This is a genomic window from Amphibacillus sediminis NBRC 103570 (assembly GCF_001552275.1).
GTDB classification, from domain to species: Bacteria; Bacillota; Bacilli; order Bacillales; family Amphibacillaceae; genus Amphibacillus_B; species Amphibacillus_B sediminis.
The window spans coordinates 178272-202049 of the sequence record NZ_BCQW01000003.1 but is presented as its reverse complement, the minus strand read 5'-3'; the positions used below and the strand labels follow the sequence as shown (position 1 = coordinate 202049).

General features: G+C 39.2%; 21 protein-coding genes. 18 read left to right on the top strand and 3 right to left on the bottom strand.

What is annotated here, in order from left to right:
• Positions 1-94: 94 nt before the first annotated feature.
• A complete protein-coding gene (locus ASE01S_RS04080; RefSeq protein ID WP_067838741.1) occupies positions 95-928 on the bottom strand; it encodes a manganese catalase in 834 nt (277 codons plus the stop codon).
• 596 nt (positions 929-1524) lie between these two features.
• Positions 1525-3246 (bottom strand): Rqc2 family fibronectin-binding protein, encoded by a 1722-nt coding sequence (locus ASE01S_RS04075; protein ID WP_067838740.1) that lies wholly within the window; start codon positions 3244-3246, stop codon positions 1525-1527.
• Positions 3247-3337: 91 nt separating this feature from the next.
• Between ASE01S_RS04075 and ASE01S_RS04070 the strand changes: the two genes are divergently transcribed.
• The 15 genes from ASE01S_RS04070 (at position 3338) to spoVM (ending at position 20066) form a co-directional block, all read left to right on the top strand.
• Positions 3338-5983 carry a cation-translocating P-type ATPase gene (locus tag ASE01S_RS04070; protein ID WP_067838739.1) on the top strand — a complete coding sequence of 882 codons (2646 nt, stop codon included), beginning with the start codon at positions 3338-3340 and terminating at the stop codon, positions 5981-5983.
• A 393-nt stretch (positions 5984-6376) separates the two neighbouring features.
• The gene (locus tag ASE01S_RS04065) at positions 6377-7258 is read left to right on the top strand and encodes a YicC/YloC family endoribonuclease (protein ID WP_067838738.1); all 882 of its coding nucleotides are present in this window, start codon (positions 6377-6379) and stop codon (positions 7256-7258) included.
• Between the two features lie 104 nt (positions 7259-7362).
• Complete coding sequence (remA, locus tag ASE01S_RS04060) at positions 7363-7626, top strand: extracellular matrix/biofilm regulator RemA (protein ID WP_067838736.1); 264 nt, start codon at positions 7363-7365, stop codon at positions 7624-7626.
• 320 nt (positions 7627-7946) lie between these two features.
• Positions 7947-8567, top strand: coding sequence for a guanylate kinase (gene gmk, locus ASE01S_RS04055; protein WP_067838732.1), 621 nt, complete (start codon positions 7947-7949; stop codon positions 8565-8567).
• Positions 8564-8779 carry a DNA-directed RNA polymerase subunit omega gene (gene rpoZ, locus ASE01S_RS04050; protein WP_083512010.1) on the top strand — a complete coding sequence of 72 codons (216 nt, stop codon included), beginning with the start codon at positions 8564-8566 and terminating at the stop codon, positions 8777-8779. The genes gmk and rpoZ overlap by 4 nt, the downstream gene beginning before the upstream one ends.
• A 157-nt stretch (positions 8780-8936) precedes the next feature.
• Complete coding sequence (coaBC, locus tag ASE01S_RS04045) at positions 8937-10136, top strand: bifunctional phosphopantothenoylcysteine decarboxylase/phosphopantothenate--cysteine ligase CoaBC (protein ID WP_067838730.1); 1200 nt, start codon at positions 8937-8939, stop codon at positions 10134-10136.
• 2 nt (positions 10137-10138) lie between these two features.
• Complete coding sequence (priA, locus tag ASE01S_RS04040; RefSeq protein WP_067838728.1) at positions 10139-12547, top strand: primosomal protein N'; 2409 nt, start codon at positions 10139-10141, stop codon at positions 12545-12547.
• A gap of 15 nt (positions 12548-12562) precedes the next feature.
• Positions 12563-13501 (top strand): methionyl-tRNA formyltransferase, encoded by a 939-nt coding sequence (gene fmt / locus ASE01S_RS04035; protein WP_067838725.1) that lies wholly within the window; start codon positions 12563-12565, stop codon positions 13499-13501.
• Between the two features lies 1 nt (position 13502).
• The gene (gene rsmB, locus ASE01S_RS04030; RefSeq protein ID WP_067838723.1) at positions 13503-14855 is read left to right on the top strand and encodes a 16S rRNA (cytosine(967)-C(5))-methyltransferase RsmB; all 1353 of its coding nucleotides are present in this window, start codon (positions 13503-13505) and stop codon (positions 14853-14855) included.
• A 60-nt stretch (positions 14856-14915) separates the two neighbouring features.
• The gene (locus ASE01S_RS04025; protein ID WP_067838721.1) at positions 14916-15674 is read left to right on the top strand and encodes a Stp1/IreP family PP2C-type Ser/Thr phosphatase; all 759 of its coding nucleotides are present in this window, start codon (positions 14916-14918) and stop codon (positions 15672-15674) included.
• Positions 15668-17728: a Stk1 family PASTA domain-containing Ser/Thr kinase gene (pknB, locus tag ASE01S_RS04020; RefSeq protein WP_067838718.1), complete on the top strand. Its 2061-nt coding sequence runs from the start codon at positions 15668-15670 to the stop codon at positions 17726-17728. The genes ASE01S_RS04025 and pknB overlap by 7 nt, the downstream gene beginning before the upstream one ends.
• Positions 17729-17731: 3 nt before the next feature.
• Positions 17732-18616: a ribosome small subunit-dependent GTPase A gene (gene rsgA, locus ASE01S_RS04015; protein ID WP_067838717.1), complete on the top strand. Its 885-nt coding sequence runs from the start codon at positions 17732-17734 to the stop codon at positions 18614-18616.
• Positions 18617-18619: 3 nt separating this feature from the next.
• Entirely contained in the window at positions 18620-19273 is a 654-nt protein-coding gene (rpe, locus tag ASE01S_RS04010; protein ID WP_067838711.1) for a ribulose-phosphate 3-epimerase, read from the top strand.
• A gap of 9 nt (positions 19274-19282) precedes the next feature.
• Positions 19283-19936, top strand: a complete 654-nt coding sequence (locus tag ASE01S_RS04005; protein ID WP_067838708.1) for a thiamine diphosphokinase — start codon at positions 19283-19285, stop codon at positions 19934-19936.
• Positions 19937-19976: 40 nt separating this feature from the next.
• Positions 19977-20066: a stage V sporulation protein SpoVM gene (gene spoVM, locus ASE01S_RS04000; RefSeq protein ID WP_067838705.1), complete on the top strand. Its 90-nt coding sequence runs from the start codon at positions 19977-19979 to the stop codon at positions 20064-20066.
• Positions 20067-20131: 65 nt separating this feature from the next.
• Here the strand turns inward: spoVM and rpmB are convergent, their stop codons facing one another.
• Positions 20132-20320: a 50S ribosomal protein L28 gene (rpmB, locus tag ASE01S_RS03995; protein WP_067838702.1), complete on the bottom strand. Its 189-nt coding sequence runs from the start codon at positions 20318-20320 to the stop codon at positions 20132-20134.
• A 349-nt stretch (positions 20321-20669) separates the two neighbouring features.
• Here rpmB and ASE01S_RS03990 point away from each other — a divergent pair, with 349 nt between their 5' ends.
• The 3 genes from ASE01S_RS03990 (at position 20670) to sdaAB (ending at position 23762) form a co-directional block, all read left to right on the top strand.
• Positions 20670-21035, top strand: a complete 366-nt coding sequence (locus ASE01S_RS03990) for an Asp23/Gls24 family envelope stress response protein (protein ID WP_067838699.1) — start codon at positions 20670-20672, stop codon at positions 21033-21035.
• Between the two features lie 53 nt (positions 21036-21088).
• Positions 21089-22750: a DAK2 domain-containing protein gene (gene fakA, locus ASE01S_RS03985; protein WP_067838696.1), complete on the top strand. Its 1662-nt coding sequence runs from the start codon at positions 21089-21091 to the stop codon at positions 22748-22750.
• A 346-nt stretch (positions 22751-23096) separates the two neighbouring features.
• Entirely contained in the window at positions 23097-23762 is a 666-nt protein-coding gene (gene sdaAB, locus ASE01S_RS03980) for an L-serine ammonia-lyase, iron-sulfur-dependent subunit beta (RefSeq protein WP_083512009.1), read from the top strand.
• The last annotated feature ends 16 nt before the right edge of the window (positions 23763-23778 follow it).

Sequence of the window (23778 nt, the reverse complement as noted above, 5' to 3'; positions counted from 1 at the left end):
CTAAGTACGTGACGTCGTGTCGCAACCTCTGCACGAGCACATCCTATGCGTCGCAACCCCACTGAACGAAGTTTCACTTAGCTTTGATTTTTGATCAATTATCATCCTTGATAGGGGTGTTAAAATATTCTGGTGGAGCAGGATTAAGCTTTGGCGCTTTGCCCCAAGCAATTGGTTCAGCTGAATATTGAAACTCTGCTCGACTGTCCATACTTGGGCCATGAGCCCAGCGACCTTGCGCACTTTCTTGACCTGCTGAGAAATTAAATAATGTGTAAGCAACCTCACCTTTTTCCTTAGAACGAGGAAATGTTGTTGGTACAACCAAATCTTTTTCTCGTTCTTCTAACTCTTTTAGTGCAGCATACCACATGTTTTGGTGATACGTATCTCTTGCTAGTAAAAAGGAGAGCATATCTCTTACCCCCGGATCATCTGTCATATTGTAGAGTCTTGCAACTTGTAGCCTACCTTGTGATTCAGCATTTAAATTTGCCCTAAAGTCAGCCATTAAGTTTCCACTTGCTATAATGTACTTCGCGTTCCATGGGTAGCCCTCACTATCTGATGGCATTGCGCCAAGTCCTGAAACGATAGCATGCTGAGGATTAGTCCCACCTAAAATAGCTGCGACAGCTGGGTCCATTTCATAAGCATTTTGTTGTACCTCAAAAGGTGCATCGTCTAACAAACGAGCAATCATGGTAGCGAGCATTTCAACATGCGCGATTTCTTCTGTCCCTACATCGAATAGTAGGTCGCGGTACTTAGCATCTGCTCGACAATTAAATCCTTGAAACAAGTATTGCATCATTACACTAATTTCGCCATATTGCCCTCCTAAAATTTCTTGCAGTTTTGCAGCGTAAACGGGATCAGGTTTAGATGGTTTTGCTTCATATTGCAATTCTTTAAAATGATAAAACACCTTATATCAGCCCCTTAATTTTTTAACTTCTGTACTAAAAGCATATGATTAAATCAGTACACTTATTAAATTTGATTAAAATTTTCAAGAATTCAACCGTCTTTTAGGAAGTTATCATTAGAATACCCCAGAAATAACTGATTGATCCGAGATTGAAGGAATTTTATAGGTTGGGGGTTGTCAGACTTTATGGTTGTTTTACAACAATGGTTTAGAATAAATAGAAGAAATCAAATTAAGTAACAAGGGAAGGTAATAGATGATACGATCTTGTTTATGTATCATAACTATTACCTTCCCGCGTCTTTTTATCGCAGTGTAACTGGCTGGGGCTGCGATTACTTGCCCCATCGAAGGGCTTTTGTAAGCATCCCATTTCAAAAAATAAGGGAACGCGTCATGTGTCTGATTGGGAGATGCAACAGCCAGTAACGGCCCGATTGGTTCAACTAACGATCAGTGGGGGATGGAGGAAGCAGACTAAGCGTGACGTCGTGTCGCAACGTCTGCACGAGCACATTCTAGGCGTCGAACCCCCACTTAACGAAGTTTCACTTTATCTATAGAATTGCACTTTTCTTTGGACTTAATTGTAGCTAGCCATTAGGATTAGCCTTTAACTTTTTAATCATGGCTGAATCAGGCGTAACAAAAAGCGTCTTCTGATGATCATAAGTCACATAACCTGGCTTAGCCCCATTAGGTTTTTTTACATGACGAATCTCAGTGTAATCTACTGGAACAGATGATGATTGACTTGCTTTACTATACAAAGCAGCTAGTTGAGCTGCTTCAGCTAATGTATCTTCACTAGGCGAATGAGATCTAACGATAACATGTGAGCCTGGAATATCTTTTGTGTGTAGCCAGATGTCACGTCGATCAGCCAGTTTCATCGTTAGATATTCATTTTGCTTGTTATTGCGTCCGACTAAAATCGGGGTGCCGTCGGTTGCCCAAAATTGATCTGGCTTAGGTTTGCTTGCTTGTTTCGATTTATGTTTATCTTTCGTTCTCTTTGCTTTTAGATAGCCTTGTTCTCGTAACTCCTCGCGAATGTCCTCAATATCCTCTACGCGTGCGGATTCTACCTGCTGAACTAATTGATCCAAATAAACAATTTCACCTTTAGCTTTCTCAATTTCACCTGTTAACTTCTCTTTAGAATTCTTTAGCTTTTGGTATGTTTTAAAATAATTTTGAGCATTTTCACTTGGTGTTTTATTTGGGTTCAACGTGATCGTTAGCTCAGACTGGCTTGGGTCATAATAATCAATGACAGTAATTTCATGATCACCTTTATTTACTAGATGGAGGTGTGCAGTCAAAAGCTCGCCTTGTCGTTGATAAAATTCAGCTCGTTCTGCTTTTTTTAGGGCTTGTTCTTGTTTCTTAATTTTTCGTTGATTTTTATCTCGTTCATTTTTCAAAAAACGGATCAGATCACTGGCTTGTTGTTTGACCCAATCTCGCTCTGCTTTATCGGAGTAAAAGAAATCAAGCATATCACTAACAGTTTCAAAGTCTAGTTTTTCCTGATTAAATGCCGCTAATTCTAATACATAAAAGTCTTCTTTATCGCCTCGATGCACTATCGGTGTATACTTGCTATTTTTGACTGTATTCAGTACATGATAGAATTGTTGGATGACATCATCAACTTGATTTGTGGTAGCCTTGGTTACTATATCAGCAGCTAGCTGTGGAGAAATCCCCATAAATTGTGACACAAGTTGATCTGCGCCTAATGTTTCTGATTGATTCATGCTCGCTTTGATCTGATCAACAGTTAAGCTAAATGGGTTTAATTTCTCTTGACTAGGAGGATAGATATACCCTTGACCAGGTAAAATGGTTCTGTGGCGATTTTGATTTGGGGAAAGATGCTTAATGCTATCTAAAATGTGGCCTTTGTCAGAATCAACTAAGATGATATTACTGTGTTTCCCCATGATCTCTACCATAAGCTTCCTATTGATTTCATCACCTATCTCATTCTTTCCTCGAATCTTTATTTCTATAATTCGTTCATTTTCATATTGTTGTATCGATTCAATAAAGCTACCAACTAGATACTTTCGAAGCAACATGCAGAACATGGGTGGCTCAGTTGGATTTTGATACGGGTTGTTTGTTAAATGGATACGTGCATAGCTTGGATGGGCTGATATTAATAAGCTATGATTCCTCCCTTGTCTACGAATGGTTAAGATTAACTCTGTTTTGGTTGGTTGATATATTTTTAAGATGCGCCCAGACATTAATAACTGATGTAATTGATCTGAAATTGCGCGTGTTACGATACCATCAAACGCCATTATTTATCACCTCACTGCTTCACATTATAGCATGTTTTAAGGTTTAAATGCATATCAATCATTAAGAGTGAATGGTTATGGGGGGATAAAGGTGAAATGGTATACACTTACGACATCAGAAGTATTGGACAGGCTTGCCAGTAATGCAAGAATAGGGTTATCTAGGCAGGTCGCAGAACAAAGATTAAAAAAGCTAGGTTTAAATCAAATCACGGAACAAAACCACCCTTCCTGGTTGATTTTATTTTTAAAACAATTTCAAGACTTTATGGTTATTGTACTGCTTGTTGCCACTTTTATCGCCGCCTATTTAGGTGAGGTCGTCGATGCTATGGTTATTGTCATTATTGTATTGATTAACAGTTTGTTGGGCTTTTTTCAAGAACAACGAGCTGAGCATTCCTTAGCTAAGCTAAAGGCAATGGCTACACCAGTAGCATCAGTGCTGCGGGATGGTACTTGGATAACGGTACCGTCATATGAGGTGGTAGTAGGTGATATTGTTAAACTTAAAAGTGGTGATCGTGTCGCGGCTGACCTAAGAATCTTAACGGCCACACAATTGTCAATAGAGGAATCTGCCCTAACAGGTGAAACATTACCGGTTACCAAAACAAATGATGCTTTGAAAGACGAGCACTTAAATATTGGTGACCAAAGTAATATGGCCTTTATGGGTTCACTTGTCACAACTGGACATGGGATTGGTGTAGTGGTGGCTACAGGAATGAAAACAATGGTTGGACAAATTGCTGATCTTATCGATTCAGCTCCAACTCAGAAGACACCATTAGAACGTCGTCTCCAGCACTTGGGCCAAGTTCTTGTCTTTATCTCACTTTTTTTAACCGCATTAGTTGTTGGGGCAGGGATCTGGCAGGGACAACCGCTTTATCAAATGTTTCTTGCAGGAATATCTCTTGCAGTGGCCGTTATACCTGAAGGATTACCTGCGATCGTGACAGTCGTTCTTTCTTTAGGTGTACAAAGGATGATCAAGCGGAAGGCTATTGTGAGAAAATTAAGCGCAGTCGAAACACTCGGTAGTACCTCTGTAATCTGCTCGGATAAGACAGGAACGTTAACCGAGAATAAAATGACCGTCGTCGAGCTGTTTATAAATGGAAAAACGGTGCAGGTTTCAGGTGGCTTTAGTTTGTCTGGTACATTCTCAAAACTAATCAATAGCAGTGATGAGCAAGCTCTCAACACCTTGCTTCAATACGGTGCGCTTTGTGGTCATGCTGAAATAATTGAAGGTAGAGAAAATGTAGAAGTTACAGGTGATCCAACCGAAGTAGCAATTACAATGGCAGCTGCCAAACGGAACATGAATCTGATTACCGATCCTCCACTTGCAGTAATTAAGGAATTTCCTTTTGATGCTGAGCGTAAACGAATGTCCGTCATTGTCAAAGATAGCTCGGGACAAAGCTTTTCAATTGTTAAAGGCGCACCTGATCTCCTATTAGCAAACACTGTATATCTTCAACGACAAGATCGAATCGAACGATTAAGTGCAAAGGATAGACGCACGATCGAAGCGCAAATCAGCACGATGGCAAGTAAAGCATTACGGACCATTGCTGTTGCAGTCAAGCGTATTCAGCAACCTGGACAAGTAACCTCACAGCAGGCTGAGACTGATTTAACCTTTATAGGTTTAATCGGGATGATAGATCCACCACGAAAGGAAGCGAAAGAAGCGATTAAGCAGTGCAAGACTGCTGGCATTCGAACAATTATGATTACAGGGGATCATGCTCAAACAGCCAAAGCCATTGCCGATACCCTATCTATTACTGAGCAAGGGAACAAAGTTTTAACGGGAAGAGATTTAGCTGGTATGACTGATGATCAACTCGGCTTAGAAGTTATGAACACAGCCGTATTTGCCAGGGTGACACCTAAGGATAAACTAAGGATTGTTCAGGCCTTACAAGCTAATGGACAAGTTGTTGCTATGACTGGTGATGGTGTGAATGATGCCCCCGCCCTAAAAGTAAGTGACATAGGGGTAAGTATGGGACAGTCAGGTACAGATGTGGCCAAAGAAGCATCTGATTTAATTCTTCTTGATGACAACTTTGCCACCATTGTAGGTGCTGTTGAAGAAGGTCGCAATATTTACGAAAATATCCGGAAATTTATTCGTTATTTGCTGGCTTCAAATGTTGGAGAAATCCTTGTGATGTTGTTTGCTATGATCGCAGGCTTACCGCTACCACTAGTCCCTGTTCAAATACTATGGGTTAACTTGGTGACGGATGGCCTTCCAGCATTAGCTTTAGGACTTGACCGACCTGAGCATGATATGATGGAGCACCCGCCTCGTCCAATAAAAGAGAAAATATTTGCCCGCGGTTTAGGCTTTAAGATTATCTCAAGAGGGTTTGTTATTGGTGCCGTTACCTTTCTCGCTTTTATTTTTGCTTATCAAAACGGAATGCAATCATTAACATACGCGCGGACCGTTGCGTTTATCACACTTGTTATGGCACAATTGATCCATGTTTTTGATTGCAGAAGTCAGTATTCTGTTTTTGCCCGTAATCCTTTTGGAAATAAATATCTTATTGTTGCTGTTTTATCATCATTGGGGCTGTTAATTCCTGTTATCTACTTCGAGCCGCTACAAGTGATTTTTTATACAACAGCCTTATCAGCACTAGATTGGCTCACGATTCTCATCTTTAGTGCATTACCTACCTTAATATTTGGTTTTACAAGACGTTAATCTATTGTGTATAATTAAGAAAATATAACAAAAGATTTCATTTTAAACGATTGTTGGGTTCAAGTTAAAATCAAATAAGCATTAAACTTGGAGAATATCCAATCAAAAAACGGGCACGTGGTCAATGACAATCACGCGCCCGTTTGCCTGACAAGATCTTCCCCCCATTTCTTCGAGCAGATGTATGATGAGAAAGGTTTCAAAAAAGTCAACAGATTGAGGTAGCTCTCGACTGCGAGCAATAGCGCGTATGTCTTTAGATATGTGGGCAGGGAAAAACAAGTGAATCCAGAAATGCGCTGCTTTTTTGTACAACTTTAATTTAGATAAAAAGATAAAATGTTTGCTAAAGGGATCATGTTGCTACAAAATGTTGGATGAGGATGTGAGCTTATGGTAAAAAGTATGACTGGTTTTGGTCGCTCTGAAATAGAATTAACGAATGGTAGGCTAATCGTTGAAATAAAGTCAGTCAACCATCGTTTTTTAGATATGTCACTTCATCTGCCAAAGGTATTCAATCCCTATGAGCAGGCGATCAAGCACATGATACAAAAATATTTCCGACGTGGTCGGATCGAGCTATATTTAATGATTGAGAATGGGGCTTTTACAGAACAAACGGTTACTATTAATTGGGCGTTACTTGATCAGTACCATAAGGCGCTTCAGGATATTTCATCTCGTTTTACTGACCAAGCCGAATGGTTACTGCCAAAGTTGCCTGAATTAACCGATATTTTTCAACTTGTAGAAAAATCAGAGCTGGACCAAGAGTTAGTAAAACAGGTGATCAGTACGATTGAAGCTACTTGCTTACAGGTGAACCAAATGAGAGAGCAAGAGGGTCAGGCATTAATGGCAGATATTAGTTCGCGAATTAATGTCATCTCAGATACTGTCTTAGAGTTAACTGATCAGCGTGAACAAATTAGACACGCTTATTATAATCGCATGGTTGAACGTTTAGATAAATTATTAGAGCACCATAATATAAAAAGAGAAGATCGTTTTTTTCAAGAGCTAGCGATATTAGCAGAAAAGGGAGATATAACTGAAGAACTAACTAGAATCAATAGTCACCTCAATCAAATGAAGGAGCTATTTGTGCAATCGAATGAAATCGGGCGTAAGCTAGACTTTATCGTTCAAGAATTGGGAAGAGAAGCAAATACAATTGGCGCAAAAGCAAATGATGTTAAGATAGGTACACAGGTTGTTTGGTTAAAGGCTGAGATTGAAAAGGTTAAAGAGCAGGTTCAAAATATCGAATAACCATTTTCAAAAAGGTTTAATTTATACTATAATAATAAAGATAAGATCATATAAGGGTAGATTAACAGAGACGAGAGCCTTACCTATCAAGAGGGGGAGCAGGATTGAGCTTACGATTAATTAATATTGGCTTTGGTAATGTTGTTTCGGCTAATCGAATTATTACGATTGTATCACCAGAATCAGCGCCAATTAAACGGATTATTTCCGTAGCGAGGGAGAATAACAAATTGGTTGATGCGACTTATGGCAGACGAACACGAGCTGTGATCATTACCGATAGTGATCATGTCGTTTTATCTGCTGTTCAGCCAGAGACAGTCGGTCAACGCGTATTAAGTCATGAAGAAGAGCTTGATGAGTCTTAATATTTGTTGCTAAGATTTTAACTTCATTCAGCAGAAGTCTCCCACTGCTATAAGTGGTAAAGTGAATGCAAATATGTATTCCATTCAGGGGGGACATACCCCATGCTGAATAAAGTTAAAGCCTTGGGCGATACAGCCAGATTTTCAGCGGAAATTTATCGAGTAAAGCTCGATAACATCTGGGCGCAAAAAACGCCAAGACGCGTTTGATAGAGGGATAAGTGCTATGGGCATATAGCCATACTCAATATACATAGTTGCCATTATGTTTTTTTAATAACTAGGTTAGCTGATAATGATAAAGTGGAGGGATTGAACCGTTGATTGAGCAGAAGGGAATTTTATTTGTTTTATCAGGTCCATCTGGTGTTGGAAAAGGGACAGTTAGAAAGGCGTTATTTCAAAAGGATACAGCCTTACAATATTCTATTTCAATGACCACGCGCCCGATGAGATCAGGAGAAAAAGAAGGGGTTGATTACTTTTATCGCTCTCGAGATGAATTTGAGCAAATGATAGAAGATAATCAATTATTAGAGCATGCAGAATATGTAGGCAATTATTATGGCACACCACGCCACTATGTGGAAGAGACACTTGAAAAAGGAAAAGATGTCTTTTTAGAAATTGAAGTACAAGGTGCATTACAGGTTAAAGAAAATTTTCCTGAAGGTGTTTTTATATTCTTGTCACCACCTAGCTTAGAAGAATTGAAGAATCGCATCGTCAATCGAGGGACAGAGACAGAAGCGCTTGTCATGAATCGTTTAAAGGCAGCCAAGGACGAAATTGAACTGATGGATGCTTATGATTATGTCGTCGTTAATGATAAAGTCGAAAGCGCAGTGGAAAAAGTGCAAGCTATTGTCAAAAGCGAACATTGTAAACGCGAGCGTGTTGCTAGTCAATATAAGAAATTATTGGAGGTGAGTCAATCATGATGTTAGAACCATCAATTGACCAATTACAAACAAAGATTAATTCAAAATACACATTAGTCACGTTATCTGCTCGGCGTGCCAGACAAATTCAAGATACTAAGATTATTCAAGTGGATAATCCTAAGTCTGCTAAAAATGTTGGAGTTGCCTTAGAAGAAATTAATTCAGGCAAATTAACCTATATCTCAACCGATTATACTGAAAGACGCTAATCACGTCGACATTAAGGTTTCCCTCGTTTGCCAGTGGCATACGAGGGTTTCGTCTATAATTATTCGTCCATCAAGGTAGAGGTTCCGAAAGAAGTACTGAGAGATGGTTTAGGATAAGATGGTGTGGTTGGGATTAACTGAGAAGGAGTGAATCATGATGTTTGATCAAAAACGTATTGTTTTAGGCGTTACCGGTGGGATTGCAGCATATAAGGCAGTTGCCTTAACAAGTAAACTGACACAAGCGGGAGCAACGGTTAAGGTGATTATGACAAACGGGGCACAACAATTTGTCACCCCTCTATCATTTCAAGCTGTCTCAAAGCAACCCGTTTACCTAGATACGTTTAAAGAAGTAAGTGCCTCGCATATTCAGCATATTGAACTGGCAGATTGGGCTGATGCTTTTGTCGTGGCTCCAGCTACAGCCAATATTATTGGTAAATATGCGAATGGAATTGCTGATGATATGCTCTCAACTACTTTACTAGCTACTGAGGCACCGATATACATAGCACCAGCTATGAACGTACATATGTATCAGCACCAAGCTGTTCAAGCCAATTTAAAAACACTTAGTGAAAGAGGTTGTCAAATTATTGAGCCTGATGTTGGTTATTTAGCAGAAGGTTATGTTGGAAAAGGACGGTTGGCTGAACCAGAAGCTATTTTTAACTATTTAGCAGATGCATTTAAGCGCCGATCTTTGCTACAGGGTAAGAAAGTACTAATCTCGGCTGGTCCGACTAAAGAGAAGATTGATCCTGTTCGTTTCTTTACCAATCATTCCTCTGGTAAAATGGGCTATGCGCTTGCTGAAGCGGCTGCTAAACTTGGGGCAATGGTTACGCTTATTTCTGGCCCAGTGCAACTCGACACCCCAAAGGATGTTAAACGAATAGACGTCACCTCAGCTGAAGAAATGTATCAAGCGATGCTCGCACATTATCATGACCAGGATATTGTGATTAAATCAGCAGCTGTTGCGGATTATCGTCCAGTTAAAACCTATGACCAAAAATTGAAGAAACAACCAGGGATGCTTCAAATAGAGTTAGAAAGAACGCGGGACATTTTAAAAGAATTAGGAAAACAGAAAGAACAGCAATATTTAGTTGGCTTTGCTGCAGAAACTGATCAGATAAAGGAGTATGGAAAAGCAAAGCTGATCGAAAAGAATTTAGACGCTATCGTTATTAACGATATTTCTTTACCAGGAGCTGGATTTGGTACGGATACCAATGAGGTTCATCTGATCACAAAAACGGGTATGGAAGAAAAAATAGCATTAACGAGTAAACAAGCGATAGCTGAACAACTGCTACATTTTATTATTAAAGAAATAGGGGTCGATTAATTGTGACGGTTGCAAAAGTAGTCGTTGATGTACCAGCCTCACAAACCAATAAAATATTTGATTATTTGATACCAGCTCATTTAGACGGATCGCTTGAAGCGGGAATGCGTGTTACCGTTCCATTTGGCCCCCGCATGATCATGGGCTATGTACTGGCTATTGAGCCAAATTCAGTACGCGATCAATTAAAACCAATTAAAGACATCATGGATCTAACCCCTGTGTTGACAGAAGAACTTATCGAGCTGGGCAAGTGGATGGCCGAACATACGATGAGTTTTTATATTTCAGCTTTTCAAGCAATGCTCCCTCAAGCATTACGTGCAGGTTACCAAAAAATATTGCATCGCTTAACTACAGTTGAATTAATCGAGGAACTTGAGGCAATATTTGCAGGACGGGATTACATAAACTTTGAGGAATTTGTTGACCAAAATGGTTCTTTAGCCAAGCTTAAGCAAGCTGTGGCAGATGGTGATATTGAAATTATTCAGCAAGTGAAGAGTAAAGCCACATACAAGACCGTGACGATGATCAGATGTATAGCGTCTAAACAAGAGTTAGACGATTATTTAGCAGGGCTGTCTATACGTGCGGTTAAGCAACAGGCAGTTATCAAATACTTTATGGAAAACCAAGAACCGATTCAATTAAAGCAATTATTAAGCAATGTTCAAGTATCAAGACAAACATTAAATCCGTTAATCACTGACGAGATTATCGAAACTTTTCAAGCAGAAGCTTATCGTAATCCTTACCAGGACCAAACGATCCATCGTACGGAGCCTTTACAGCTTAAGCCTCAGCAGCATCAGGCATTAGAGCAAATATCAAAGGCCTTGAATGCTGAGCAACATGATGTTTTTCTACTACATGGTGTTACCGGAAGCGGAAAAACAGAGGTTTATTTACAAGCTATTGCACAAGCTTTAACCTTGGGCAAAGAAGCGATCGTGCTTGTCCCTGAAATAGCGCTTACCCCTCAGATGGTGGAGCGTTTTAAAGGACGTTTTGGTTCCAAGGTTGCGGTGATGCATAGTGCGCTGTCAAAGGGAGAACGTTTTGATGAGTGGCGTAAAATCCAGCGTAAAGAAGTGCAAGTCGTAGTAGGTGCACGGTCTGCGATTTTTGCTCCATTTGAAAATATTGGGTTAATTATCATCGATGAGGAGCATGAGTCTAGCTATAAACAAGAAGATCATCCGCGTTATCATGTGAAGGATGTTGCCATTAAAAGAGCTGAAACACATCGGTGCCCTGTCATCTTAGGAAGTGCAACACCAACTCTAGAAAGCTTTGCAAGAGCGACAAAGGGTGTTTATCAATTATTGGCGATGCCAAATCGGATGAATGATAGCTCTATGCCTCAAATCGACATTGTTGATATGCGGGAAGAACTTCATGCAGGGAATCGAACCATGTTTTCCCGTCAACTAAAAGAGGCCATCGAACAGCGGCTAATCAAGAAGGAACAAATCGTTTTATTTCTAAATAGAAGGGGTTACTCTACTTTCGTCATGTGCCGGGATTGTGGACATGTTATTCAATGCCCACATTGTGATATTTCGCTTACTTATCACCGTCACCAAAATAAATTAAAATGTCATTATTGTCACCACCAAGAGGATATGCCCACAGTTTGCCCAAACTGTGAGTCTAGTACGATTCGTTATTTTGGAACAGGAACACAAAAAGTAGAAGAAACACTTAATCAACTTATTCCTGAAGCTCGTGTTATTCGTATGGATGTAGACACAACAAGGAAGAAAGGCTCGCATGAACAATTACTTAAGAAATTTGCCCGCAAGGAAGCGGATATTTTACTTGGAACGCAGATGATCGCCAAGGGGTTGGATTTTCCTGAGGTTACATTAGTCGGCGTACTAGCAGCTGATAGTTTATTAAATTTACCTGATTTTAGAGCAGCTGAAAAAACCTTTCAACTATTAACCCAGGTGAGTGGACGTGCTGGTCGTCATCAATTAGAAGGAGAAGTAATTGTCCAAACCTACACACCTGATCACTATAGTATAGAGATGGCCAAAAACTATAATTACCAGGGTTTTTTCGAGAAAGAAATGGCTTTGCGCCGAGCTTATCAATACCCACCATATTATTATATAACATTGATCACGGTATCACATCCCAATCCTAATCAAGCTCTAGATGTAACTCGAACGATTAGTCAATTACTAATTAAATATTTATCCAAACAAGCACGTGTATTAGGTCCGACCCCATCACCGTTAGAGCGGATAAAAAATCGCTATCGCTACCAATGCATGATAAAATATAAAGAAGAGCCAGAACAAAAACGTATTTTATCAAAAATACTATCCTATTATGAAGACATGATCAGAAAAGATGACTTAATGATTCAGATAGATCTTCAACCCTATCAATTAATGTAAGTGAGGTTAAAGCTAATGAAGCGAATTGTATTTATGGGAACACCTGATTTTGCTGTACCAATTCTGAAACAATTACTTGATGACAAATATGAAGTGGTTCTGGTTGTCACCCAGCCAGATCGACCGAAAGGAAGAAAACGTATCCTATCTGCACCACCAGTTAAAGAAGAGGCACTTAAACACGACTTACCAGTATTTCAACCAGAAAAAGTTAAAGATAGCTTTCAAGAAATACTCGCCTATCAACCTGATTTAATTGTAACAGCTGCATTTGGTCAAATTTTACCGAAGGGCTTATTAGATGCACCTGAATATGGTTGTATTAACGTTCACGCATCATTACTTCCTGAATTAAGAGGCGGGGCGCCCATTCATTATGCGATTATGCAAGGAAAGAAAGAAACAGGGATTACCTTAATGTACATGGCTGAAGCCCTTGATGCAGGTGCGATTATTGATCAGGTTGCTGTTCCGATCGAGATAGATGATCATGTCGGTATTCTGCATGACAAGCTTGCTGATGCAGGTGCTCAATTGCTACACAAAACGTTGCCTGCCTTGTTTGATGGTACAGTAACTTCTGAAGAACAAGATGATCGTCTAGCCACTTATGCCCCTAACATCACGCGGGCACAAGAACAAATTGATTGGCAACGCTCAGCAACAGATGTTTATAATCAAATTCGAGGACTGCATCCATGGCCTGTCGCTAGCACAACTATTGCTGGTCAAAACTTAAAAATATGGTGGGCGGAGCTTAGTTCAATGAAAACTGACCAAGCACCTGGTGCGATTATTGAGGTAACAAATGACGGTATCTATATCGCCTGTGGGGGAAAGACTGTTATTAAACTCACGGATATTCAATTATCTGGGAAAAAGCGTATGACTGTTAGAGAATATTTAAACGGTCGTTCAGAAATGTTTAAAATAGGAATGAAGCTAGGAGAATGAAATGAGTAAATATCAATTAAGGCAACAAGCCCTTAAGGTTTTGGAACGAATCGGAGATAATGGCGGCTTTAGTCACCTTGTCCTCGATCAAGCTTTGAGTCAGTCAGATTGGTCTTCAAAAGATGAAGCGTTGTTAACTGAACTGGTTTATGGAACATTACAACGAAAGCTAACCCTTAACTATTACACTCAATATTTTGTAAAAAAAGCGAATAAGCTTGAGAATTGGGTAAAGTGGCTGCTTTATCTTTCATTTTATCAAATGAAGTTTTTAGATAAGGTGCCAGATCACGCTATTCTTCATCAAGCAGTTGAAATTGCTAAGCGACGAGGTCATAGTGGTGTAGCAAAGCTAGTTAACGGTGTGCTTCGTTCGGCACAGCGACAAGGCTTCCCGGATCTTACTGACATAACTGATTCAATCGAACAGATTGCAATCGAAACAAGCCACCCTAGATGGCTTGTTGAACGTTGGGCTGATTGCTATGGAGTAGAAAAAACAGTCTCAATTTGTCAGGCTAATTTACAACAAAAACCTTTAAGTATAAGAGTCAATCCATTGAAAATGACTAGAGAAAAATTGCAGGACATCCTATTGGAAGAAGGCTTTGTGCTTAAAGCATCGCCGTTTTCGAAGCAAGGGCTGGTTGTGGAGCAAGGGAATGTATTAAAACATCCTCTTTTTAAAGAAGGAGTCTTTACCGTGCAAGATCAAAGCTCAATGCTTGTTGCGGAAATGATGGATCTAGCAGAAGGACAAATTGTACTTGATGCCTGTAGTGCACCTGGTGGTAAAGCCACCCATATTGCTGAGGTTTTGCATAATACTGGTCATGTCTATGCTTATGATTTACATAATAAGAAAGCAAAGCTTGTCAGCCAGAAGGCTCAGCAATTAGGGTTAATTAATATTCGTGCCAAAGGGAAGGATGCGCGATTGTTAGCTGATGAGCATAAGTCAAATAGCTTTGACCGGATTTTGCTTGATGTTCCATGCTCTGGTTTAGGAGTTATTCGTGGTAAGCCAGATATTAAATATACGAAAACAGCAGATGATGTTCAGTCACTTGCTTTAATCCAATATGAAATATTGGATAAAGTTTCTCCATTGCTTAAAAAAGATGGTAAACTTTTGTATAGTACCTGTACCGTTGATCCGACGGAAAATGAAATTATCATTAATGAGTTTTTATCAAGTCATCAGGCATTTGAAGTTGATCCAGACTTTTTTACAGAATTACCTGAATTTTTACGTGAGAGTTCAGGAGTGACGCCATATGGACTGCAAATATTTCCTGATGATTTTCAATCAGATGGCTTTTTTTTAACACGATTACGTTATAAAAAGGAATAAAGTTAATTAAGATCTACGATCGGTTTATCTGATCAAGTGAGATAAGAGGTGAGAGATGTAATGAAGCAGTATTTTTTATCAGATCAAGGCAAAGTACGGCAGCATAATGAAGATGCTGGTGGAGTTTTCAAGAACCAAATAGGCCAAACACTTAGCCTAGTCGCTGATGGAATGGGTGGACATCAGGCTGGGGACGTTGCGAGTCAAATGGTTAAGGACTATTTTGAACAAGCTTGGAAGCAGACGGATGCTATTACGACTCCTGATGCTGCTGAAGCATGGCTAAATAAGCACATATTACAAGCTAATCAGAATGTGTATGACTATGCTGAGCAACATCCAGAATGCAAAGGTATGGGAACCACCGTTATTGCGGTGATTTATACCGATGAACATGTCTCAATTGCTCATATTGGTGATAGCCGCTGTTATCGTTATCACAATAATCAATTAACCCAAATTACAGATGACCATTCACTTGTAAATGAGTTAGTTCGTTCAGGTCAAATTTCACGTGAAGACGCTGAGCATCATCCAAGAAAGAATGTATTAATGAAAGCACTCGGAACAAACCCGACCATTGATCCGGATGTGTTTTCATCTCCATGGCAAAAGGGTGATCGATTAATGATTTGTTCGGATGGTTTGACGAACAAGATTGCAGATGATGAGCTCGCTAATTTCCTTGCCAATGAACAATCATTGAGACAAATCGCGGAAGAAATGGTTCAGCAGGCTAATGATCGGGGCGGGGAAGATAACATCACGCTTGTCCTTACTGAATTTAGTGACATAGAGGCAGGTGATGCCTCTTGTTAGAAGGAAGAGAGTTAAGTGAACGGTATCAAGTGAGGCGTTTAATTGGGGGAGGTGGCATGGCTAATGTTTATCTAGGTTATGACACCATTTTAGAGCGCGAAGTAGCCATTAAAGCCTTAAGGCTTGAGTATGCCAATGATGAGGAGTTTATTCGTCGCTTTCATAGGGAGGCCCAATCTGCAACCAGTCTCTCCCATCCTAATATCGTAAACATCTATGATGTAGATGAAGAAGATGATATTTATTATATGGTGATGGAGTATGTCGATGGAATGACATTAAAACGTTATATCCAACAAAATGGCCCGATCTCGGTTGAAGAAACCATTGATATTATGCAACAAATAAGTGCCGCCATTGAACATGCACATGAAAACCATATCGTCCATCGTGATATTAAACCGCAAAATATCATGATTAATTCAGAAAAACAAGTAAAGGTGGCCGATTTTGGTATAGCTCTTGCACTAAGTGCGACTTCATTAACACAAACAAATTCTGTACTAGGGTCTGTTCACTATTTATCTCCCGAGCAAGCGAGAGGCGGTGTCGCCAATAAAAAGTCGGATATTTATTCATTGGGTATTGTCTTATTTGAGTTACTAACAGGGCGATTACCGTTCTCTGGTCAATCAGCTGTCTCAATTGCGCTTAAGCATTTGCAATCGAAAACACCATCAGTTCGAGAATGGAACCCCGATGTACCACAAAGTTTAGAAAATGTTGTGCTTAGAGCAACAGCAAAAGATCCTTTTCATCGGTACGATTCCGTCGCAGCATTTGAACAAGATCTAACCACGTCTTTAAATATTGATCGATTAAATGAACCGGCTTATGTTCAACCTGATGAGCCCGGTGATGAGACAAAAGCTATTCCCATTATTACCGATAAACAACTTGAACACAGTGATACGGATGATACGCTTGTTCATACAAAGCAAAATACTGAACCGACACGTCCTGCACAGCCACTAAATCAAAATAATGAAGAAGGCCAATCGGAAAAGTCAGTAAAAGGTAAAAAAACTAACAATAAAAAGAAGAAAAAGATGAGTAAAAAGAAAAAGATAGTGATGTGGATTTCGGTGATTTTGTTTGTTTTATTAACGGCTAGCTTATTTGCCTTGTTTATTTTACCAAATCTGTTCCAGCCGAAAGATGTCGATATCCCAGATCTCGAAGGAGAGCTATTTGAAGATGCTGAAGATTTACTAAGAGAACTTGGCTTAGAGGTTGAACGTGAAGACGTTCATTCCGAAGAGATAGAAACTGATCATGTCGTTCGGACAGACCCAAGTGCAGATTCAAGTGTTAAAGTGGGATCGACGGTAACGGTCTTTGTTAGTCTAGGTCCTGAAACTGAAATTTTTCAAGATTATGTAGGTCAATCCTACAATCAAGTTGCACGTTTGCTCGACGAGCTAGGTTATCAAAAGGTTGAACGTGTAGATATTCATTCAGACCTACCAGAGGGGCAAATTATTGGCCAAAGAGAACCAGAACCAGATCAGGAGGTTGTTCCAGCTGAAACGGTGGTTATTTTTGAAGTCAGTATCGGCAAACGTACTGTTACCTTAGAAGATCTGGCGGGAATGGATCAGTCTAGTGCTAGCCAATATTTAAGTGAAAATGGGCTTGTACCCGATCAAACAGAAGAATATTCTTCCTCCGTGCCAAAAGGAGATGTGATTAGGCAGTCACCATCAGCTGGTACTGAGCTTAAAGAAGGAGCGGTTGTCAAATATACAGTCTCACTAGGTGAGGAAGAAAAACCACCTGTTAATCATAGTGTTACTGTAACCGTACCTTATACAGTACAATCAAGCGGTGATGCTGAGAATGAGCAAGCACAACATCAAGAGGTCAGAATTTATGTTGACGACATGAATCATAACCTTAGCGATCTGTATGAGACAGATATGATTTTAGAGGATACTGAATTTACTATTCGGCTAGTAATAGCACCTAATTCAACTGCCACTTATAAAATTGAGCGTGATGATCGCGTCATTCTGCAACGGACAGTTGCTTTCGAAGATGTGGAGGGGAATTAAGCGATGGCAACGGGACAAATTATGAAGGCGTTAAGCGGCTTTTATTATGTTTTAAGTGATGGTGAAACATATCAATGTAGAGGTAGAGGTTTGTTTCGCAAAAAGAAGCAGACCCCTCTCGTTGGGGATCACGTTATTTTTGATGCTGATAACCAATCAGAGGGTTATCTAATTGAGTTGCTCCCACGCAAAAATGAGCTAGTACGGCCGCCAATTGCTAATCTTGATCAGGTGATCATTACAGTTTCTGCGAAGGAGCCTGATTTTAGTACGGCTCTATTGGATCGATTTTTAACCTTAGTAGAAGCCAATCAAATTCAACCCGTTATCTTAGTGACAAAAGTTGACTTAGTGAACGAAGCAGAAATTGGTGTGCTCAATGATTATATTAACTATTACAGAAAAATTGGTTATCAGGTTGAAGTACTTTCAAATAAACAAAAAATGACAGATTCATCATCATTTACGGCATTATTTGAAAATAAAATTTCTGTTATAGCTGGTCAATCGGGGGTTGGGAAATCTTCTTTTCTTAATTTACTTGACCCTAACCTAGCATTAAAAACAGCAGAAATTTCGACTAGTTTAGGGAGAGGAAGGCACACCACTCGACATGTTGAGTTAATCGATATATGCGGTGGATTAGTAGCCGACACCCCAGGATTTAGTTCCTTAGAGTTTGACACGCTAGAGCTTGAGCACTTGCCATCATGTTTTGTTGAATTTTCTAATTATCGTTCGAGTTGTAAATTTAGAGGATGCATGCATATTAATGAACCGAAATGCGCTGTAAAGGAAGCTGTAGATCGTGGCGACATTGCAAGCCATCGCTATCAAAATTATTTGCAATTCTATCAAGAAATAAATTTGAGAAAGCCGAGGTATTAACTTATGAAAAAAATTGCACCATCGATTTTATCTGCTGATTTTGCCAAATTAGGTGAAGAAATCAAAGAAGTAGCGTTAGCTGGAGCAGATTATATTCATGTTGATGTCATGGATGGTCATTTCGTACCAAACATCACAATCGGACCTCTAGTTGTTGAAGCGATTCGTCCAGTTACGTCATTACCATTAGATGTTCACTTAATGATTGATAATCCCGATCAATACATCAGTCAGTTTGCCAAAGCTGGAGCAGATTATATTTCTGTTCATGTGGAAACCTGTCAACATCTCCATCGCACAATATCAGCTATTAAGGAACACAATGTTAAAGCTGGATTAGTGCTTAATCCGGCTACACCTGTTGAACTTATCAAACCTATCTTACCTGAATTAGACTTGCTATTATTTATGACTGTAAATCCAGGGTTTGGTGGACAAGTTTTTATCGAGTCTGTCTTAACCAAAATCAAACAAGTTGATCAGTGGCGAAAAGAGCTTGGCCTTTCTCTAGAGTTTGAGGTAGATGGAGGGATAAATCCTACGACTGCTAAGCAATGTGCTGATGTAGGTGTCGATGTCTTTGTTGCTGGAAGTGCGATTTTCGACCAAACCAATCGTCAGCAAGCCATCGAAGATATTCGTAAGGCGATTGAGTAGGTACTTAAGATGACTTGTGTGGCGATTGTCGCAGGAGGACCAAAATCCTTATTAGCAAATTTGAAACAGTATAATCAACGTGCTGATTATTGGATTGGCTGTGATCAAGGGGCACAATATTTACTAGATTACGAACAACCGATTGATTTAGCCATTGGTGATTTTGATTCTGTCTCTGCCGATCACCTTACTGTGATTAAACAACATGCAAATCAATGTGCAGTCTATCCTATAGAAAAAGACCTAACCGATTTGGAACTGGCTGTAGAACACGCTATGACATTAGCACCAAAAGAAATTTTGATATTTGGTGTAACCGGTGGTAGATTGGATCATGAGCTTGCTAGCCTATTTTTATTAACTAAGCTTGTTGACAGAGATGTCAAGGTTACGATCATTGATACTCAAAATGAAATGACCATCTATAATCCTGGCCATTATCAAATAACCAAACACCCCTTTTTTAATAAAGTGTCATTTCTAGCATTATCAAATGAAGTGATCGGTCTAACGTTAAAAGGATTTTATTATCCATTGGTGGATCATACCTTGCAACTTGGTGATTCTTTGGCCTTATCCAATCATTTGATCAGCAATTGTGGTACTTTTTCATTTAAAACAGGCATATTAATAGTGATAAAGAGTAGTGAGCAAAATCATTAACGTTTGCTGCAACTGTAAGCTATTAAAGAGGAGGGGTCTCATGCGTTTTTATACGATAAAGCTCCCAAAATTTCTCGGAGGATTTGTACGTTTTTTGGCAGGAACATTTCAAGGGAAAGAAAAAAAGTAAGTATTTTAGTTAGTAAAAGAGCACCCCGCTTTAATTAGGAGGTGCTCTTTTACATGATTAACATATTATACACGTTCAACTTTACCAGATTTTAATGCACGTGCAGACACATAAACTTTTTTAGGTTTACCGTCTACCATAATGCGTACTTTTTGAACATTTGCTTTCCACTTACGTTTATTTGCGTTCATTGCGTGTGAACGATGATTTCCAGCTTTAGTTTGACGTCCAGTAACGACACATTTGCGGCTCATTTTATTCCCTCCCACATACAACTATCTCATTTCATACTTATATAATTTATCATAATACTAATTTAAATGCAATGTCTACTTTAACTTTAGCTGATGCCAAATGCATCTTTGTCAGGGTGTTCAAGGATAATCACTTGACATAAAAACAATTTTCGTCCATTGTAGAAAAAGATGAAGAGTAAATTTAAGCGTCTCCATTTAATTTAGATAAATCCTTTTCTATTTGCATAAAGTATTGTAAAATGTTTAATGGCTATTCATGTTCATTGAAGCTGGTAGATATAAAATGAACGAATGAGACTTAGCATATACTATTAATTGAAGTGTAGATAACCAAGGAGGTTAATGTATGTCTATTGAATTAACCACAAAAGATGGACGTGTAACGATTACAAATGAAGTGATTGCAACCGTTGCTGGTGGAGCAGCTATTGAATGTTATGGTATTATAGGAATGGCTTCAAAGAACCAGCTTAAAGATGGAATTGCGGAAATTTTACGGAAGGAAAATTTCGCTAAAGGTGTTGTGGTAAAACAGGATGGGGATCAACTCACCATAGATATGTATATAATCGTGAGCTATGGCACCAAGATTTCTGAGATTGCCCACAATGTTCAGTCTCAAGTCAAATACACATTAGATAAGACGTTAGGTTTACCTATTAATGCTGTGAACATCTTTATCCAAGGGGTTCGAGTCCAATCGGAAGAGTGATTTGATTTTTGCTAAAATAAGGTTTGTGTTGAAAGACAAGGGAGGAAGTTGTAGTGGTATTATCTAAGATAGAAGGTGCCAAGTTAGCTGAAATGATATTGCTAGGAGCTAATCACCTTTCTAATAACGCGAATATGATTGATGCGCTTAATGTTTTTCCTGTTCCAGATGGTGATACAGGAACGAACATGAATTTATCAATGACTTCAGGAGCCAATGAGGTTAAAAAAGTGTCGAGTGGCACAGTTTCCGAGGTCGCTAACGCTTTTGCCAGAGGCTTGCTTATGGGGGCGCGTGGTAACTCTGGCGTTATTTTGTCGCAATTGTTTCGCGGCTTTGCTAAAGGTGTAGCGGATTTGGATTTACTCACACCTAAAAGTTTTGCAGCAGCCTTACAAAGTGGTGTTAGAACAGCCTATAAGGCGGTAATTAAGCCTGTTGAAGGAACCATCTTGACAGTGGCTAAGGATACAGCAAATGCAGCTGAATCATTCACTGAAAAAACAGATGATTTTATAGCTTTTATGGAGCTTGTGGTTAATGAAGCTAAGCAATCTTTAAGTCGTACACCAGAATTATTACCTGTATTAAAGGAAGTTGGAGTAGTTGATAGTGGAGGTCAAGGGCTTGTTGTGATTTATGAAGCTTTTTTAGCTTCATTAAAAGGAGAAGAGTTGCCTGAAACAGACACCGAAACGGTCCCGATGGAAGAAATGGTTAATGCGGAGCATCACAAATCACACCAAGACTATATGAACACAGAAGATATTGAATTTGGCTATTGTACAGAATTCATGGTTAAGTTTGAAGCAGATAAACTGGCCAAGCATCCTTATGATGAAGAAGCTTTCCGTCAGGAGCTAAGTGAACTAGGGGATTCATTATTAGTCGTGTCAGACGATGACTTTGTTCGTGTCCATGTTCATGTTGAATATCCTGGTCAAGCCATGAATTTAGCACAAAGATTCGGTAGCTTTGTTCAGTTAAAAGTAGAGAATATGCGTGAGCAGCACTCAGCAATTGTAGGCGAACAACCACAACCTAAGCCTAAGGCTAAAGCTGAATATGGTATTGTTTCCGTAGCTATGGGATCTGGTATTGAGGAATTATTAACGAGCTTGGGAACAACCGTTGTTATTCAAGGTGGTCAAACGATGAATCCGAGCACTCAGGATATTGCAGATGCGATTGTTCAGGCACATGCAGAAAAAGTCATTATTTTACCTAATAATAAAAATATTATTATGGCGGCTGAACAAGCGGCTAAATTAAGTGATGCCAATGTCATTGTTATTCCTACTAAGACAATACCACAAGGGATGACAGCATTGTTAGCTTATAATCCAGACTTAGGCTTAGAAGAGAATGGAACAAATATGAAGGCGGCTAGTCAGCAAGTGAAAACGGGTCAAATCACATATGCCGTTAGGGACACCCAAATTGATGGTTTAACCATTGAAAAAGGCAACTTCATGGGACTTGCAGATGGTAAAATTAAAGCGACTGATTCAGATCAATTAACAGCAATCAAACAATTGCTTAGTGAGCTGATTGAAGAAGATGATGAAATTATTACCGTCTTACAAGGTGAAGACGGCTCTGATCAAGATACTGTAGCATTAACCGAATATATTGAAGACAAGTATCCAGAGCTTGAAGTTGAAATTCACAAAGGGGACCAGCCAATTTATTCTTATATTTTCTCAGTTGAATAATAAGTACTGATAAACAAGAGGTTTCAAAGCTAAAGCTTTGGAGCCTTTTTTACGACGTAGGCAGATGTCAACCCTTTAGCAATCGATTTGCAAGTAGTAGAAAGATGATCCAATCAATCCATTCTCCCTATAAAAAATTCCACTTGATTTATGTCATGCTCATATTTTAGCTTCAAAAAGCTATCGCTATTCTTTTAAGATCTCCTCTGTCTCTTGTTCCGAAATTTCAAGCTAAAAATCTGCTCTCTCCACTCTTATTTCTATTAAATCGTATTAGACAAGTTGGGATTTTACCAATCAGCGTGTATACTAGAAGAAAAATACTATCTATCTATGAGGTGATAAAGTGGGGAAATTTAATTCTGTTTTTGATATAATTGGACCGATTATGATTGGACCATCAAGTTCACACACAGCAGGAGCTGTAAAAATTGGCAATGCTGCACGTCATTTATACGGCAGATCACCTTCTAGAGCGTCGATTCATTTATATGGATCATTTGCTAAAACTTATAAAGGACATGGCACTGATGTAGCGTTAGTGGCTGGAATTCTCGGTTTTGGTACAGATGATAACCGAATTCCTGAGGCTTTTTCATATGCGAATCAGCAAGGACTTGCTTTTGACTTTATTGAGGAAAATACAGCTGTTGAGCACCCAAATACCGTTAGAATTAAATTAGGTGAGGGTGAAGATGAACTGGAATTAGTAGGAGTTTCTGTTGGTGGAGGTAAAATTGAAATTATTGAGCTTAATGGTTTCCAATTACATCTTTCCGGTAGCTATCCGGCTATTTTAATTATGCATAATGATCGTTTTGGTGCTATTGCATCAGTTACGGAAATATTAGCGAAGCATGAGATTAATATTGGGCGAATGGAAGTGAATCGTAAAGATATTGGTAAGGAAGCTTTAATGACGATTGAACTCGATCAAAATATTGAACCGGAGATCGAGCAAGAGCTACGCTCTGCTAAGCATATTATTAGATTAGCAAAGGTAGTCAATTAATTGGTGAAGATTGTGG